This window comes from Sphingomonas sp. CCH9-E2 (assembly GCF_001557215.1).
Lineage (GTDB): Bacteria > Pseudomonadota > Alphaproteobacteria > Sphingomonadales > Sphingomonadaceae > Sphingomonas.
Window position 1 is genome coordinate 1 of sequence record NZ_LSJM01000260.1, and the last position, 16,769, is coordinate 16,769.

General features: G+C 65.6%; 11 protein-coding genes and 1 pseudogene. 5 read left to right on the plus strand and 7 right to left on the minus strand.

The window, feature by feature from the left end; all coding sequences use genetic code 11:
* From AX681_RS12070 to AX681_RS12080, 3 genes are all read left to right on the plus strand, one after another.
* Positions 1 to 2,605: TonB-dependent receptor (locus AX681_RS12070; protein WP_066682312.1), on the plus strand; the 2,605-nt coding region annotated here is incomplete at its 5' end.
* A gap of 71 nt (positions 2,606 to 2,676) precedes the next feature.
* Entirely contained in the window at positions 2,677 to 4,194 is a 1,518-nt protein-coding gene (locus AX681_RS12075; protein ID WP_066658012.1) for a tryptophan halogenase family protein, read from the plus strand.
* Positions 4,191 to 5,576 carry a tryptophan 7-halogenase gene (locus tag AX681_RS12080; protein WP_066658015.1) on the plus strand — a complete coding sequence of 462 codons (1,386 nt, stop codon included), beginning with the start codon at positions 4,191 to 4,193 and terminating at the stop codon, positions 5,574 to 5,576. The genes AX681_RS12075 and AX681_RS12080 overlap by 4 nt, the downstream gene beginning before the upstream one ends.
* A 6-nt stretch (positions 5,577 to 5,582) precedes the next feature.
* Here AX681_RS12080 and AX681_RS12085 read toward each other — a convergent pair whose 3' ends face one another.
* Positions 5,583 to 6,614: a glycoside hydrolase family 43 protein gene (locus AX681_RS12085; protein ID WP_066658018.1), complete on the minus strand. Its 1,032-nt coding sequence runs from the start codon at positions 6,612 to 6,614 to the stop codon at positions 5,583 to 5,585.
* A 122-nt stretch (positions 6,615 to 6,736) separates the two neighbouring features.
* On the opposite strand from AX681_RS12085, the gene AX681_RS12090 reads away from it, so the two are divergent.
* The gene (locus tag AX681_RS12090) at positions 6,737 to 7,810 is read left to right on the plus strand and encodes an aldose epimerase family protein (protein WP_066658021.1); all 1,074 of its coding nucleotides are present in this window, start codon (positions 6,737 to 6,739) and stop codon (positions 7,808 to 7,810) included.
* Between the two features lie 34 nt (positions 7,811 to 7,844).
* Positions 7,845 to 10,490: a glycoside hydrolase family 31 protein gene (locus AX681_RS12095; protein ID WP_197421832.1), complete on the plus strand. Its 2,646-nt coding sequence runs from the start codon at positions 7,845 to 7,847 to the stop codon at positions 10,488 to 10,490.
* Between the two features lie 239 nt (positions 10,491 to 10,729).
* Here the strand turns inward: AX681_RS12095 and AX681_RS12100 are convergent, their stop codons facing one another.
* From AX681_RS12100 to AX681_RS12125, 6 genes and pseudogenes are all read right to left on the minus strand, one after another.
* On the minus strand, positions 10,730 to 11,596 hold the full coding sequence (locus AX681_RS12100; RefSeq protein ID WP_066658026.1) for an MBL fold metallo-hydrolase: 867 nt from the start codon (positions 11,594 to 11,596) through the stop codon (positions 10,730 to 10,732).
* Positions 11,597 to 11,624: 28 nt separating this feature from the next.
* Positions 11,625 to 12,629, minus strand: coding sequence for a UDP-glucuronic acid decarboxylase family protein (locus tag AX681_RS22505; RefSeq protein ID WP_066658040.1), 1,005 nt, complete (start codon positions 12,627 to 12,629; stop codon positions 11,625 to 11,627).
* A gap of 60 nt (positions 12,630 to 12,689) precedes the next feature.
* Positions 12,690 to 13,697 (minus strand): annotated as a pseudogene (locus tag AX681_RS23210) (CgeB family protein); the annotation flags it as partial.
* Entirely contained in the window at positions 13,697 to 14,785 is a 1,089-nt protein-coding gene (locus AX681_RS12115) for a CgeB family protein (protein ID WP_066682314.1), read from the minus strand. The pseudogene AX681_RS23210 and the gene AX681_RS12115, both read right to left, overlap by 1 nt.
* Entirely contained in the window at positions 14,782 to 15,891 is a 1,110-nt protein-coding gene (locus tag AX681_RS12120) for a CgeB family protein (RefSeq protein ID WP_066659055.1), read from the minus strand. The genes AX681_RS12115 and AX681_RS12120 overlap by 4 nt, the downstream gene beginning before the upstream one ends.
* A partial coding sequence (locus AX681_RS12125; RefSeq protein WP_066682316.1) for a glycosyltransferase family 4 protein occupies positions 15,888 to 16,769 on the minus strand: 882 nt, incomplete at its 5' end. The genes AX681_RS12120 and AX681_RS12125, both read right to left, overlap by 4 nt.

The following is a 16,769-nucleotide window of genomic DNA, read 5'->3' on the forward strand; positions in this document are numbered from 1 at the left end:
CGGCTACCGCCAGTCGCTTGAATCGCAGCAGAATATCCGCCGCAACTCGACACAGATTGTCGATGCGATCGTTGCGGAGGACATCGGCAAGCTGCCCGATATCGCGGTTTCGGACACGGCGGCCCGCATTCCCGGCGTTCAGGTCGAGCGCAGCGGTGGCGAAGCCGGACGCGTACTGGTGCGCGGCCTTCCCGACTTCGTCACCACCTATAACGGCCGCGAAATCTTCACCGCCGAAACCCGCTCGGTCGCGCTGCAGGACTTTCCTTCGGGCGCGATCGGCGCGATCGAGGTGTTCAAAACCTCGACCGCCAACCTGGTCGAGCCGGGCCTGGCCGGCCTCATCAACGTGCGCTCGCGTCGGCCGTTCGACTTCGCCGACTTCCACGTCGCCGGTTCTGCATGGCTGACCTACACCTATCAGGCGCGCGACTATAACCCGAACGGCAACATCATGGTCTCGGACCGCTGGGATGTCGGCGGGGGCGAGATCGGCGCGCTGCTCGGCCTGTCCTATACCAGCATGCATTATCGCGATTCGACGCGCTCCAACACCGACTTCGTTGCGGGTGGCGGCCCGGGCGGGACGCAATTCCCGGACATTCAGCGCGTAACCTATGACGAGGGTGATCGCGAGCGTCCGTCGGTCAACGGCGCGATCCAGTGGCGCCCGAGCCCCGGCCTCGAATTCTACGCCGAAGGTCTCTACCAGGGCTTCCGCAACAAGCTGTCGTCACGCGAGATGGAAGCGGCCCTGTGGGGTGGCTCCGGCTTCTCCAACGCCGTGACCGTTCCCGGTCGCCCCGACCTGCTCGAAAGCGCGACCGTGACCAATCCGCGCCGCGTGCAGGGCTATCAGGGCGGTACGTACAACAAGACCGACACCTTCCAGTTCGCAGTCGGCGGCAGCTTCGAGACCGGCAGCCTCAAGATCACCGCAGACGTCGCACGGACGGACTCGACCTTCACCGGGTCGACCGCCAGCGTCGACTATGCCTTTGCCGCCCCGCAGTCGATCGTGTTCGACACCAATGCCGACAGTGGCGACGGCGGCGCGGTCTTATCGATCCCAGGCTTCGATGCAAGCAACCCTGCAAACTACGTCTATCGCGGCTTCTATGAGGAAGCGCAGCAGGCCAAGGGCAAGGACTGGCAGGCGCGTTTCGACGTAACCTACGAAACCGAACTGCCGTGGGTGAAGGCGTTTGAAGCCGGTGTCCGCTATACCGATCGCGACGCCCGCCGCGAATATGGCAACCGCTATTTCGATCGTGAAGGCGACCGTCGTCCATTCTCGGCGGTGCCGCTGACTTATGAGCTGTTCCAGCCCGGGTTCCGCGGTGCCGATCCGCAGCCCGGTCTGCTGACCTGGCTCTCGCCGACCTATGACAGCATCCGCGCCAATCTGGAGCAGCTTCGCACGTTCAACCAGCCCGGCCTGACCGGGGCACCGGCGCCCGATCCGCAGCAGACCTGGGATGCGAACGAGAAGCATTTCGCGGCCTATGGCCAAGTCCGTTACGAAATCCCGCTCGGGGGTGAAGCCAGCATCGACGGCACGATCGGCCTGCGCTACACGCGCAGCGATCTCGACCTGTCGGGCACGCGCTTCGTGCTCCCGGCAGGCGGCGGCCCGGGTGTGCAGACGCCGACGGTCGTGGAACGCAAATTTGAAGCATGGTTGCCCAACTTCAATGCGCGTATCCGCTTCACACCGCAGATCCAGGCGCGGTTTGCCGTCACCGAGACCCAGACGCGACCCAACTTCATCGACCTGCGCGCGTCGGGGACGCTGGATCGGCCCAACACCAATGGCTGTTTGTCGCTCACCCCGATCCCGGCAGGCTGCTACCGCACCGGCAATGGCGGTAACCCGTTCCTGAACCCGCTCACGTCGCGCAACTACGACGCCGCGCTGGAATATTATTTCTCGCGCAACGGCTTCGTATCGGTGAGCGTGTTCCACCGCGATATGAAGGGGTTCATCGAGGGGAATACCTTTACCGGCACGCTTCCGGACGGAACCCCGCTGCGCCTGAACTCGCCGGTCAATGCGGGCAATGGCCGCATCCGCGGCTTCGAAATCCAGGGCTCGACCTTCCTCGATTTCATCGGGCTGCCGCAGTTCGGTCTGCAGGGGAACGTCACGAATCTCGATGCGCGGTCGGATTTCAACTATGACGACGGCCTCAATCCAGACGGATCGCCGCTGATCCGGACGGTCAACCGCGAGCTCCTGTTCGTGTCCGATTGGTCGCTGAACGCAGCAGCCTTCTACGAGGCCAACGGTCTGTCTGCGCGCCTCGCTTACAACTGGCGCAGCGCGTTCCCGCTGACGTATCAGCGCCGCGGTGACCACCTTTACACCGAAGAAGCCGATCCGGTTCAGCGGCTCGATCTGTCGGTCAGCTATGATTTGATGCCGGCAGTCACGGTGTTCGGCGACTGGACGAACATCCTGGGTGACCCGTTCAGTTCGACGCTGACACGCACAAACACGGTCAACAATGCCCTGCCCGCAGCAGGGGCGTTCACTGCCACCTATCCGCGTGTGGTTCGCTACGAGGAATCGACCCTCACCGTCGGCGTCCGCTTCCGGTTCTGACGGGAACGCCGGCACGAGCATGGGAGCCGGAGAGCCTTGCTCTTCGGCTCCTGTCGTTTGAGGATCATGCGATGAGCAGCGAAGTCCCCCGCGACGATCGGCCGCGCACCCGCGTCGTCATTGTCGGCGGCGGCACTGCCGGATGGATGGCCGCGGCGGCGCTGATCCGCCGCCTGCCCCATGCCTGCAGCGTCCGGCTGATCGAGTCCGAGGATATTGGTATCGTCGGCGTGGGCGAGGCGACCCTCCCCCATCTGCGCGCCTTCGTGTCCATGCTCGGGATCGACGAGGCCGAGTTCATGGCTGTCACGCAGGCAACCTATAAGCTCGGGATCGAATTCCGCGACTTCGGCCGCATCGGCGACGCCTATCTCCACCCGTTCGGCAATTTCGGCCGACCGCTCAACGGCGTGCCCTTTCATCACTATTGGCTACGGATGCGGGCGCAGGGCCGTGACGCTTCGCTGTTCGACTATTCGCTGTGCAACCAGATGGCGGCGCAGCGCCGCTTCGCTCCGCCGACCGACGACGCGGCGTCGCTGCGCTCCAGCTATGGCTATGCCTATCAGTTCGACGCCACCTTGTTCGCTCCGTATCTGCGCAACTATGCCGTCGCGCGCGGGGTCGAGCGGACCGAAGGCCGTGTCGTCGACGTCTCGCTCGATCCGCTGTCTGGCGATGTCTCCGCGCTCACCCTCGCCAGCGGCGAGCGGGTCGAGGGCGACCTGTTCGTCGATTGCTCGGGCTTTCGCGCCCTGCTGATCGGCGGAGCAATCGGTTCGGCGTGGGAGGACTGGTCGCACTGGCTCCCATGCGACCGCGCCGTCGCTGCCCCCTGCGCCTCGCCCGAGGGTCCGATCGAGCCCTATACCCGCGCCACGGCAATGTCGGCCGGCTGGCGCTGGCGCATTCCACTGCGCCACCGGGTCGGCAATGGCTATGTCTTTTCATCCGCGCATCTTGATGAGGATGCGGCCAGCACGGCGCTCGTTTCCGCGCTTGAACACCCGCCCCTCGCCGATCCGCGCGTGCTCCGTTTCCGCGCCGGTCGCCGGGCGCGCAGCTGGGATCGCAACGTCGTGTCGATCGGCCTCGCCTCCGGCTTTCTGGAGCCGCTCGAATCGACCAGCATCTATCTGGCGCAAGGCGCGGTCGAGCAGCTGATCGCGCTATTCCCGATCGACGGCCGCATTGCGGATGCCGATCGCGACGAGTTCAATTGCATGGTCGATCTCGAATATGACCGGATCCGCGACTTCCTGATCCTCCACTATCACGCAACGGCGCGCGACGATTCGCCGTTCTGGAACGACATGCGCACGATGCGCATCCCCGACAGCCTGGCCGAGAAGATGGAGCTGTTTCGCGAGTCCGGCCGCGTCGCGCATTACACCCAGGGGCTGTTCTTCGAACCCAGCTGGCTCGCCGTCTATCTCGGCCAGGGGATTACCCCGCGCCATTGGGACCAGCGCGCCGACTTGATCGATCCCTCACAACTCGGCGGGGCGCTTGATCAGCTGCGCGCGCAGATCGCGGCAACGGTGCGCGACATGCCCAGTCATGACGCGGCCTTGGCTCGCCTCGCATGAGCGCGCGCGCCATCCGCTCTGTTTGCGTCGTCGGCGACGGGATTGTCGGGCTGTGCGCGGCGGCAGCATTCGCCCGGGCCTTGCCGCAGATCACGGTGACGATCGTCCCAGCTGAACCCGATGCGGCGGCGGTGGCCGAGATTCAGTGCGCAACTTGGCCCAGCATCCACCGTTTCCACGCCGCGATCGGGCTGGACGAGCGTGAGCTGATCCGCGCGGGGATCGCGACGCACCTGCTGGGCGCCCGCTTCGGCCCTTGGCATGAGCTCGATCAGGCTTGGATCCATGGCTTTGGCGAGCATGGCCTGATGGCCGGCGACATCCCGTTCCACACCTTGTGGCATCGCGCGTTTCAGGCCGGGCGCGCGGAACCCTTCTGGCGCTACAGCGCGGCAGCGTTGCTGGGCGCTTCCGGCAAGTTCGTCCACCCCAGCCCCGACCCTGCCTCCCCGCTCGGCGGCATGCTCTACGCGCTGCGCATCGATCCGCCCCGCTACCGTGCCCGCCTTGCGGCACTGACTGCCGCACTGCCGCGACACGCACCGTTCGTGTCGGTTGAGCGCGACGGAACTGGGACGGTCACCGCCATTGCAATGGCCGATGGCAAGCGCGTCAGCGCGGATCTTTACCTCGACTGCACGGGGACGCAGGCGTTGCTTCGCGCTCCCGATGCGCGCGCGTTCGAGCCGTGGGACGCGTGGCTTCCGGGGCGCTCGATGGCGGTGCGCGACGGACCCGGCGACGCCGCCGACCCGCTTGATCGGGCCGAGACATCCGCGCACGGCTGGCGCTGGCAATCGCCGCTGGCAGGGCGAACCCGCGTGATCGAACTCAGCGATGCGCCCACCGGCATCCCGGTGCAGTTCGGCCATCACAAGCCATGGATCGGCAATGTTCTGGCGATCGGCGATGCCGCAGGCGCGATCGATCCGCTCTTCGGAACCGGACTCCACCTGGCTCAGGACGCAATCTTGCTGGCGCTCGATCTGTTGCCGGGTCGGAATTTCTTGCAGGCCGAGCTGGCCGAGTACAACCGTCGCAGCCGCGCGAGCGCGACGCGCATGCGTGACTTTCACGCGCTCCACCACCTGCGCGCGCGCACCATGGCCCAGACGCTTCCCGAGGGCCTTGCCCGCACGCTCAATCAGTTCGAACGCCGCGGGCGGCTGCCGCCGTTCGAGGGCGAGCCGTTCGAGGCGGACGCGTGGCGCGCGGCGCTGATCGGCCTTGGCGTTCGGCCGAACGCGATCGACCCGCTGACTGCCTCGATTGACCCCGGCCGGGCCGAACACGCGATGGATGCGCTCGCCGCGCGCCTCGCCGACGCTGTCGCGCGCGTGCCGCCCTACCCGCAACTGCTCAAACAGCTGCGGGCAGGCTGAACCAACTCACTTCTTCCCGGTCGGCCGGATGCTGACACCGACGGCCGGTTCACCATCCTTCCACAGCAAAGGCGCGACATAGAGATAGCGCTTGTTGTCCAGCTTGCGGCACCCAGGCGTCGCGGCCCATGCGTGGAAGGTCACGAACTGGCGCGCCCCGACGGTAACAATGCTCTGATGCCCCGGCCCGCTCAGGCAACCGGCTTCGCGGTTGTTGTAGCTGTAGAGGATCGGGTTCTTGGGTGAGTCGGTGCACGGCCCCATCGGCCCTTCGCACTTCGCCCAGCCCATCGCATAGGGCGACAGCCGCTGATGCTCTTCCCAGCCATAATGGTTCGACGAATAGAACATTGCATAACCCGCGGGGGTCTTCACCATGGTCGGCGCCTCGATCACATGGGCCTCCCACGGCTTGTCGTTGCGCAACAGCGCGACGGCGGGACCCTCCAGCTTCAGCCCATCGGCGCTCATGCGCTGGGCATAGATGTCGGTCGGCTTGCCGAACTTCGGATTATTGCCGTCATTCTTGTAATAGAGATACAGCTTGCCATCGCTGTCACGGAATGGTGCCGCGTCGATCGTGCCGCCCAGGTCGCGCTGGCACACCATCGGCTCGGTTTCCTTCGACACGAACGGCCCGCGCGGATCGCTGGAAAACGCCGCGCCCACGCATTGCAGCCCGCTCTCCTTCTCGCGCGCGGTGATATAGATCACGAAGCCATTGGGTACGCGCAGCACCTCGGGCGCCCAGGTGAACCCCTCGCGCGCCCAGACCGGCAACGTCGGCATCGCATCGTGAATCTTGCCACCCGTCTTGACCAGCGCCCAGTCGGCGAGGTTGGTCGAGGTCGCCATCTGCACGTTCGCGACATTGCCCGGCGGATTGGTCGCATAGGCATAGAACGTCCCGTCGTGCAGCATCACGAACGGGTCGGCGAAATCCTCTTCCAGCACGGGCGCGAACGGCGGCTCTTCCTTCGCCGGCGCGAACGCGGTGCAGGCCAGCGCCAGCAATGCAAGAGCGGGGTATTTTGCCATACGTAACTCCTTTGGCTCCATCATCCTGGCCGGTCGGATCAACGCCCACTCGACCTGTCGCTTCTTTTATCATATAAATCAGCTCAACAGGAAAGACCGTTTGTCGCGGTCGGGAGCCGCGCATGAATTTCACTGTGGACCGTATCGATTTCGGCACGCTGAACGGGGAGCGGGTTGAGCTGATCCGACTGGGCAACGGGACGGCGGAAGTATCGATCCTGAGCTACGGCGCTTCGATCCACGCGGTGTGCGTCCCGGACCGCCACGGACGGCTAGGCGATGTCGCGCTCGGCCATGCAACGCTCGCGGAATATGTCGACCAGCCGCAATTCATGGGTTCCACGGTCGGCCGCATCGCCAATCGCATCGCGAACGGGCGTTTCATCTTCGACGGCACCGAATATCGGGTGCCGGTCAACAACGGCCCCAACTCGCTCCATGGCGGGGATCGCGGGTTCGACAAGGCGAACTGGAAGATCCTGAACACCGGGACCGACGGGGAGGCGTCGGTCACGCTCGGCCATGTCAGCCCGGACGGCGATCAGGGCTATCCCGGAACGCTGACGGTGACCGCGCGCTACGCGCTCGACGCCGCCAATAGCCTGCAGGTGGAATATCGCGCGATCAGTGATGCGCCAACCGTCGTTGCCCTGTCCAACCACGCCTACTGGAACCTTGCCGGCACAGACAGCGGCATCAGCGCACTCGACCACCATCTGACGATCCCGGCCGAGCAGTTCCTGCCGACCGACGACACGGCGATTCCCACCGGCGAGGTCCGAGCGGTCGACGGAACCGCGTTCGACTTCCGGACGCCGACCGTGATTGCCGAGCGGGTACGCGATGGCGGCGACGCGCAGCTTCGGATCGGACGCGGCTATGACCATAACTGGATCGTCGCAGCCGATATCGCCGATCATCTGCGACTGATGGCGCGTGTCCTCGATCCCGTGTCCGGCCGGGTGATGGAGGTTCACTCCAACCAGCCAGGCCTGCAGTTCTATTCCGGCAACTTCCTCGATGGAAGCTCGGTCGGCAAAGGCGGCCAGATGATCCGCATGGGCGATGCGATCGCGCTCGAACCCCAGCAATTTCCCGACACCGTCAACCGCCCCGCATTCGGGTCGGTGCGACTGGAGCCGGGCCAGGTCTACCGCAACGTTATCGCATGGCGGTTCGACGTCGAGCGGAACTGATGTCCCCATCAAAATCAACAAACGGAGAGCGATGTTGAACATCGGGAAAGCATGCGTCGCGGTCGGCCTGAGCGCCATGGCACTGGCGCTGACGGCTCCGGTTGCGGTCGCCAGCCCCGCCGACATGGAAGGGCGCGCTGCCGCAGCCGCGACCGTCACCCGCGGCCAAGCGCGATTCACGGTGCTGACCTCCGGGCTGATCCGGATGGAATGGTCGCCAGCCGCCCGCTTCGTCGATGCGCCGTCGCAGGTGTTCATCGACCGCGACCAGCCCGTGCCCCGCTTCACCACCACGGTCGAAAACGGCAAGCTGGTGATCCGCACCGATGCACTCGAACTCAGCTATACCCTCGACAGCGGTCGCTTCACCGCCGCCAACCTCACCATCCGCTCGCGTAACCTGAAGCCCGCGTTCAGCTGGCGCCCCGGCACGCCCGCGACCGGCAATCTGCACGGCACCGCACGAACCCTCGACCGCTACTCGGGCGACCGGCAGATCGACAACGGCTCCCGGCTCGATCTCGGCCAAGGGCTCATCTCGCGCGATGGCTGGCACATCGTCGATGACAGCCGCTCTTTCGTGTTCGACGACAGCCGCCCGGACCCTTGGGTGCAGAAACGCGCCTGTGGCGAGTGCCAGGACCTGTACTTCTTCGGCTACGGCCACGATTACACCCGCGCGCTCGGCGATTTTGCCAAGGTTGCTGGCCGCCAGCCGATGCCGCCACGCTTTGCCTTCGGCTATTGGTGGTCGCGCTACTGGAATTATTCCGACCGCGAGCTGCGCGATCTGGTCGGCGATCTCGATCGCTCCGGCTTCCCGCTCGACGTGCTCGTCATCGACATGGACTGGCATCGCACCGACGATCTCAGCTGGGACCCGCGCTATGTCGTGAAGGACGAGGTCGGCGAAGGCGTTGGCTGGACCGGCTATAGCTGGAACCGCAGCCTGTTCCCCGATCCGAAGCGCTTCCTGGGCTGGCTGGAAGACCGCAAGATCAAGGCGACGCTTAACCTGCATCCCGCATCGGGCATCCCCCCGCGCGAGGACAGCTATGCCGCCTTCGCCAAGGCGATGGGCGTGACCGATGGCAAGGCCGTGCCGTTCGAAGGCGCCGACCGCCGCTTCGTCGACAATTGGTTCAAGCTGACGCTCGACCCGCTGACCGCGCAGGGCGTCGATTTCTGGTGGCTCGACTGGCAGCAATGGCCGGAGTCGAAGCTAATGCCGGGCCTGTCGAACACTTGGTGGCTCAACCACCTGTTCTACACGCGCATGCAGCGGGCGAACGCCAGTCGCGCGCTGATCTATCACCGCTGGGGCGGGCTCGGAAACCACCGCTACCAGATCGGCTTCTCCGGCGATGCCGTCATCACCTGGGATTCGCTGGCCTATCAGCCCTATTTTACCGCAACTGCTTCGAACGTCCTTTATGGCTATTGGAGCCACGATATCGGCGGCCACATGTCCGCCGACGGGATCCCCGACGATCAGCGCACTCTGGACCCCGAGCTCTATGTCCGCTGGATGCAATTCGGCGCGTTCAGCCCGATCCTGCGCACTCACTCGGCCAAGGACGGCAATCTCCGCAAGGAGCCGTGGCGATTCTCGCCGGAAGTCCTGAATATCCTGCGCGACACCGTGGCCCAGCGCTATCGCCTCGCGCCCTATATCTACACCGCGTCGCGACAGGCGTACGACACGGGGGTCTCGATCATGCGCCCGCTCTATTATGCGTGGCCGGATCGGGAGGAAGCCTATACGGCGCGTGGACAATATATGTTCGGCGACGACATGCTGGTTGCGCCCGTGACCAAAGCCGGACGTGACGGCGTCGTCGAAACGTCGATCTGGCTGCCGCCGGGACAGTGGTACGATACGAACCGCGGCGAGCTTGTCGCGGGCGATCGTACCATTTCGCGCGACTATCTGCTGAACGAAGTTCCGCTATTCGTGCGGGCTGGCGCGGTCATTCCGATGAATCCGCCCGCGACGAAGAACTTGCAGCAAAACGACGGAAGCGAGTTGGTGCTACAGGTTATGCCGGGCGGTGCGGCGATTACACAGCTCTATGAAGATGCCGGCAACGACGAAGGCTATCGGTCCGGTGCGTTCAGCTTCACGCCAATCAACAGCACGCGCGACGCCCGGGGTGCGACGCTGACCGTGAACCCGCGCAAGGGCGGCTACCCTGGCGCGTCGACCACCCGGCAGATCACCGCAGCGTTTCCAGCGGCGTCGCTTCCAACGCGGGTATCGGTCAACGGCATTGCATATTCACGCTCTGACGATCAGCGCAGCGGCCATTGGCACTATGATGGCACCAGCTTGACCGCACGCGTCATCGTCCCCCCGCTCGCCACGACTGCTCCACTGACGATCAAGGTTGACTTCGCGTCCGATAGCCGGATCGACGGGCTGCTCTATCGCGTCAAGCGAACCGCCGCTGCCGTCGCCTGGCTCAAGGAACATTGGCCCGCGCCGGAGCCGATGCCCGACGACATATCGCTCGCGGGGCAGTTTGGCCAATTGGCGGACTATCATCCGGAGCGGCTGAATGCACTCATCTCCGCATTCGACCTCCAGACCGCAGGCCTTGTAATGCTGGTTGAGACTTCCCGTGTGTCACCACAGGTCAGGGCCGAGTTTGCACGACGAATGGCGCTGATCCGTCAGTAGCGTCGGCATGAGCCGAAACTGGGCAGGCAGTGTTCAATCGCAATGGATTCTGGTGGAATGGTCGGGGAGACAGGATTCGAACCCGAAATACCTGCCCCCTCAACGCACGGATTTCCGCGGGTTTCGCGGGATCGCGAGGCCCTTGTGAATCGGTTTTGTGTAGTTGTCCAGTGCGAACGGCGCGCCGGCCGTTTTAGACAGGGCTGCCGGCGCAAAGACGCTGATCTGCTCGCGCATTCTCAGGGGTCGCAGGTCGACTTCCAACGCGCTCGGCTTAAAGCTCCGAATTCCACCGCATCATGTGCGCAGAAGATCGCCACCTCGCCGTCATGCTCATGGGCGAGACGACGCAGCCGCGCCTGATTGCCGAGCCGCGCCTCACGATCCACTTCCATCATCCACTGGTAACCCCGCATCCCCGCAGGGCAGCGCCGGCGCTGACCATGGATTTCATCGCGATGGAAATAGGCGTCAGCGGCGTGGAGCAGCCAGCCTGTGCCGGTATCGACCGCAATTCCGCTATGGCCCCAAGTATGGCCGGACAAGGGGATCAGGAGGATTTCGGGGGGCAAGCCGTCAAGTTGGCGGACGGCATCAAAGCCAAACCACGGCTCCCCCCGGCCCATCGGGTAGAGCCGCCAATCTGTTGCTTCGTCCCATTGCTGCGGGCGGTAGCGCCGCGTGCCGACGAACGCACCGCCATAGCCGCGATCGGCCACTTCCTTTTCGCGCGCAGTGATGTGCACCGTCGCATTGGGGAAATCCTCGATCCCGCCGGCATGATCGAAGTCGAGATGGCTGATCAGGATATGCCGCACGTCGCGCGGATCGAAGCCGAGCGCGCGGACCTGCGCGACCGCAGTTTCTTCGGGTTGCAACTGGATGTTGTTCAGCGCGCGAAAGAACATCGAAAGCCTTCGGCGCGGATGCGCAACGTCGCGCGTGCCGAATCCGGTATCGACCAGCACCAGACCCGCATCGGTCTCGATCAAGAGGCAATGGCATACGATATGGCCGGTGATTAGCCCGTGGCTGGTGCCATCAAACAGGCGTCCGCCCCAGGGGCAGCTGGTTCCGCAATTGAGGTGATGGATCCTGAGTGTCATGCTCCGCGCCTCCGCGATCGGGGGTAGCTCACTCGGCCGCCACGACCAGAGGGCGCTCGCCCTCGACGCGCCCGACTTCCTGCGCGAACCATGCGCAGGTCAGCGCCAGACCTTCCCGCAGAGGTACGGTCGGCTCCCAGCCGAGAACCGTTCGGGCGCGACCGATGTCGGGCTGGCGTCGTCGCGGATCGTCGACCGGGAGTGGGCGATGACGGACCGGCGCGTTGGTGCCGGTCAGCTGTACAATGAGATCGACCAGCTCGCTGACGGTCAGCTCGGTCGGGTTGCCGAGATTGACGGGCTCCGTGCCGTCGATCTCGCTTTCCATCAGCCGCATCAGCCCGTCGACCAGATCGGAAACGTAGCAAAAGCTGCGGGTCTGGCTGCCATCGCCATAGATGGTGAGCTCCTGCCCCGACAGCGACTGACAGATCAGGTTGGAGATCACACGACCGTCATCCGGGTGCATGTGGGGACCATAGGTGTTGAAGATCCGCGCCACGCGCACCTGCGCGCGGCCCATGCGGGCAAAGTCGAACGCCATCGCCTCGGCGGCGCGCTTGCCTTCATCATAACAGGCGCGCGGACCGATGCAGCTGACGGCGCCGCGATAATCCTCGCGCTGGGGATGTACCTCGGGATCGCCATAGACCTCGCTGGTCGAGGTGAGCAGGAAGCGCGCGCCCGAGCGTTCGGCAAGACGCAGCAGATGACCGGTCCCCACGACGTTGGTCAGCATCGTATGCTCCGGATCTGCCTGATACTGCGGCGGCGATGCAGCACAGGCGAGATTGTAGATGCGCGTGATGCAGCGGGCGCGGGTCAGTACTGAATCGGGCAGATCATCGACGATGTCGGTGCGGATGAATTCGAAGCGCGGATGGCGCTCCAGCTTCTGAAGATTCGCCGGGTGCGCGGTCTGCAGATTGTCGAGACACAGCACATGCTCGCCCCGCCCAAGCAGCGCGGCGCACAAATGCGACCCAATAAAGCCTGCGCCACCGGCAACGAGCGTGAGCGGAGTAGTGACCATGGACAGGCTCCCGGAGGTTGGTTGCGGACGCGCGTCCGACAGATGCTGTTCGAGTTCGGCGGCGCGGTGCGCCGCGCTGTGTTGGGCGAGGATGCGGCGGCGCGCAGCCGTACCGATCGAGGCGGCGTCGGCATCGAGTGCCGCCAGCGCATCTTCCGTCGTGTCCGCCAGCAGGATTTCGCTGTTCGGGGCGAGCAGCGTATCAATGCCCTCCCAGCGATCCGACACGATTGGCACTGCGCAGGCGCTTGCCTCGAAAATTCGGACCGAGGGCGACCAGCCGGCGGCGATCATGTCGGCGCGGGTCACGTTGAGCGTATACCCCGAGGCGCAATAGAACGCCGCGTGGTCGGCCGGCGGAAGATGCTCGATCCGCTCGACATTGGCTGGCCAGTCGATGTCGTCGGGGTAGCGCGAACCCGCGACGACGAAGCGCAGGCCAGGGCGACGGCGCGCGGGTTCGATCAGCAGACGTTCGAGCGTCGGCTGCCGGTCCAGGCTATAGGTACCGAGATAGGACAGGTCCCAGCGCTTCGGCACGTCGAGCGGCCGATAGGCGTCGGGATCGACCGAACAGTACAGCGCACGCGCCGCGCGCGCGCCATAGTCCCGCTCGATCCGCTCCAGCGTCGGGCCGCCGGTGAACGACAGATAGAGATCGAACCCGCGGATCGTCTCGCGATCGAGATAGGCGCACTCGCCCCGACCGAGCGCCGCCAGCGTAACCGGGGTGTCGATATCGTAAAATGCCGTGACGCCCCGCGCCTGCGTCTGAACGAACTGCGCGACGGCGATGCCGTCGGGCACATAGGAACCGACGACGACCGCGTCGGCATCGGCAATGTCACCGCGCCACCGCTCCAGCTCAGCGATCTCCTTGTAATAGACCAAGCGGCAATAATCGGGATCGGGCAGGTCGCGATGCGCTGCATACCAGGGGACATCCCGCTCCAGGAACAGGATATCGTGCCCCCGCGCGGCAAAGGCACGGAGCAGCGCACGCCAGGTGGTGGCGTGGCCATTGCCCCACGACGATGACAGGCTGAGGCCGAGGACAACGAGCTTCATCACGCAGCCTCCCGCACCTGGCGCAGCTGCGCGCGCAGCAATGCGTCGACCTGCGCGCCACGCAGCGTGTAGCTGTGCTCGGCAAGCACGCGCATCCGCGCCGCCTCCCCAATCTCGGCGGCGCGCTCGGGGGTGAGCCCGGCGAGCAACTCGGCGACATCCTTCCCGTCGCGAGCGACCAGCACTTCCTCGTCCGGCTCGAGGAACAGCTCGATCCCCTCCCAATGGTCGGTGATCAGGCACGCCCCCGCCCCTGCGGCCTCAAAGACCCGCGTAGCCGGCGAGAAGCCGACCTGCGCCATCGAATCGCGCGCAACGTTGAGCACCGCGCGCGGCGTGCAGTTGAACGCATTGTGGTCGCCGGTGCCAACATGCCCCACCGCGGTGACGTTCGCCGGCATCGGCTTGTCGCCCCAGCCATTCCCGCCAAGCAAGAAGCTGCGATCGGCCAGCATCGCGGCGGGACGCAGGAAGAACTCTTCCACCCGCGCCTCACGATCGGGCAAGCGATTAGCCAGCAGCCCGAGATCGGCGGCGAAACGCGGGTCGGCTGCCACCGGAAAATGCGTGTCGGCATCTAGCGCATTATAGACCGGCACGCACCGCGCTGCACCGAACTCGCGATAGGTGCTCACCACGGGCTGTCCGCCGCCATAGGTCAGCACCAGATCGAGTTCCGGCAGCGCAGTGCGCACCGGATGCGCGGGATGGCCACGCATCTCGTCCAGGGTTGCGGCGGCATCGACGTCCCAGAAGCTGCGTAACGCACCAGGCCGGGCGTGCGCCATCACACCCTCAAGCAACTCTCGGTCGAACACTCCGACCCCGCTCGCCTTGACGACGATATCCGCGTCCGCCGCTTCAGCGATGACCGCGCGCAGGCCCGCCTCGGTCGCCGGATAGACTACCGATCGTGCCCAGGACGGCGGATCGATATCGCGATGCTGCTGCCGGTCGAACGCATCGGGCTCGTAGAAGGTAATGTTGTGGCCGCGCGCGGCGAGGTCCTTCAAAATGCCGCGATAATAGGTCGCCGCACCATTCCAATAAGCGGACAACAGGCTCGATCCGTAGAAGGCGATCTTCATGCGGCACTCCGGGCTGAGGGGGATTTCAAGGCGGCAAGGATCGCAAGCAGCTCGTCGACGCGGTGCGCGCAGCTGTGGCGGGCGCGGATGGTGGTCAGGCCGTGCTCGGCAAGACGACGGCGCAGGTCTGCGTCGGCGGCAAGGGCACGCAGGTGGAGGGTCATCTCCGCGCCATCGCGCGCGACCAGATAGTCCGCCCCCGGCGTGAACAACCCTTCGCGATCTTCCCACGGGGCGGAGACCAACGGAATGCCACAGGCCAGCGCCTCGAATACGCGGATCGTGGGAATTCCAGGGAGCAGCGTCGCATAATAATGGCGCGGCACGTGAACGGTCGCCAGATGTCCCGCGAACAGCTCGGGCGCACGGGCATTCGCCGCCCAGCCGTGATAGCGCGCGCCATAGAGTTCCAGCATTTCCAGCGCCGGTTGCGGGTAGCGCACGCCATAAATGTCCAGCGGCAGCCTGGCATCCCGCGCCGGAGCGAGCAGGAACTGTTCCAGCTCGGCCGTACGCTCGCCATCGCCCCAATTGCCGATCCAGATCAGCCCTTCGCGCTGCTCCTGCTCCGCCGGTGGGTGGAAGCGGCGCAGATCGGCGGCCTCGTGCCAGGTCCACACGCGCCCACCCCAGCCCCAGCCGCGATAGACCTCGGCCAGCGCCTCGCCAAAGGCGAGCACGCCGTCATAGCCCGACAGGTCAAAGGCGCGCATCGCCTCGGGCTCACTGACCGCGCGGTGGTGGGTGTCGTGAAACAGCAGCGTGAACCGCCCGCCATCCATTCGCAGCCGGCCGAGCTGCGCCACCAGTACAGGATCGTTCCACTCATGCACGATGACGAGATCGGCGCCATCGACCATCGCCTCGACCGCGTCCTCAGGACCGTAGCTCTGCGATCCAAGTTCGGGATAGGCGCAGTGATACGGCGCCAGCCCCGCTTCGCCATTATCGGCGAGCAGATTGGCGAGGCTCCACGCCCCGTGCGGCTCCCATACCGCAACCTCGTGGCCGCGCGCGACGAGTTCGCTCAGCACACCGCGCAGGAAGTGCGCATTGCCATGGTTCCAGCACGAGGCGAGCGAATGGGTGAAATAGACGATCCTCATGCCGCCTTGCTCCCCCGGCGCGGGCAGGCGGACAGGGCATCGGCATAGACGGTGCGCATCGCACTGGCGGTCGCTTCGGGACGGTAGCGCTCGGCGCGGGCCCGTGCTGCCTCGCCCATCGCGGCGCGGGCAGGCAGGTCGCCGATCACGGCCTCGATCGCGGCGACAAAACCATCCTCGTCATCCGGCGGCACGAACTGGGCCACCCCGCCCCACAGCTCGCGAAAGCCGGGGGTATCGGCGAGCACAAGCGCACATCCCGCCGCCGCGGCCTCCAGCACGGCAAGCCCGAACGGCTCGAACCGCGCGGCCGAAACGAACACGGGGCGCTGCGCCAGCTGGGCGGCCAGCCCCGCGCGATCGAGTTGGCCCAGAAGATGGAGGTTGGCGCATTCAACCCGCTCGCCATGCGGCCCTTCGATCGCACCTGCGGCGTGAAATGGCACCGCGAGCCGTGCCGCCACCCGGTCGAGCAAAGCCGCGCCCTTTACCGGATCCCACAGCCGCCCGACGGTAAGCACACTGTCATGGGCCGCCGGATGCCACACCGGCCCCAGTGGCGCGCGGCCATTGTGCACGACCTGGGGACAGCTGCGCAGGCCATAATGGTGCGCCACGACGCGCGCATAGGCCGCGGTTGGCGCAACGACGCGATCCGCAGCGCGCAGCCCCTCCCCCATCAGCGCGCGGTGCCAGCGGAAGCCGGGATCGAGGGAGTCGTGCGGTCGGGCAGCCTGCCACCAAGTCGAAACGCAGCCATGGGTGACTGCGACGACCGGGATGCGCGGCAGCGCCGCGGCACCCAACGTCGGCATGTTCAGCTGGAGCAGATCGGCGCGGATATCGTCGGCGAGTTCGGCAATTCGCGCGCCGGCCGC

Bases quoted from the DNA above. Each gene is read 5' to 3' on its own strand.
- AX681_RS12075 (WP_066658012.1), top strand. From the start codon at position 2,677: ATGAGCAGCGAAGTCCCCCGCGACGATCGGCCGCGCACCCGCGTCGTC.
- AX681_RS12080 (WP_066658015.1), top strand. From the start codon at position 4,191: ATGAGCGCGCGCGCCATCCGCTCTGTTTGCGTCGTCGGCGACGGGATT.
- AX681_RS12085 (WP_066658018.1), bottom strand. From the start codon at position 6,614: ATGGCAAAATACCCCGCTCTTGCATTGCTGGCGCTGGCCTGCACCGCG.
- AX681_RS12090 (WP_066658021.1), top strand. From the start codon at position 6,737: ATGAATTTCACTGTGGACCGTATCGATTTCGGCACGCTGAACGGGGAG.
- AX681_RS12100 (WP_066658026.1), bottom strand. From the start codon at position 11,596: ATGACACTCAGGATCCATCACCTCAATTGCGGAACCAGCTGCCCCTGG.
- AX681_RS22505 (WP_066658040.1), bottom strand. From the start codon at position 12,629: ATGGTCACTACTCCGCTCACGCTCGTTGCCGGTGGCGCAGGCTTTATT.
- AX681_RS12115 (WP_066682314.1), bottom strand. From the start codon at position 14,785: ATGAAGATCGCCTTCTACGGATCGAGCCTGTTGTCCGCTTATTGGAAT.
- AX681_RS12120 (WP_066659055.1), bottom strand. From the start codon at position 15,891: ATGAGGATCGTCTATTTCACCCATTCGCTCGCCTCGTGCTGGAACCAT.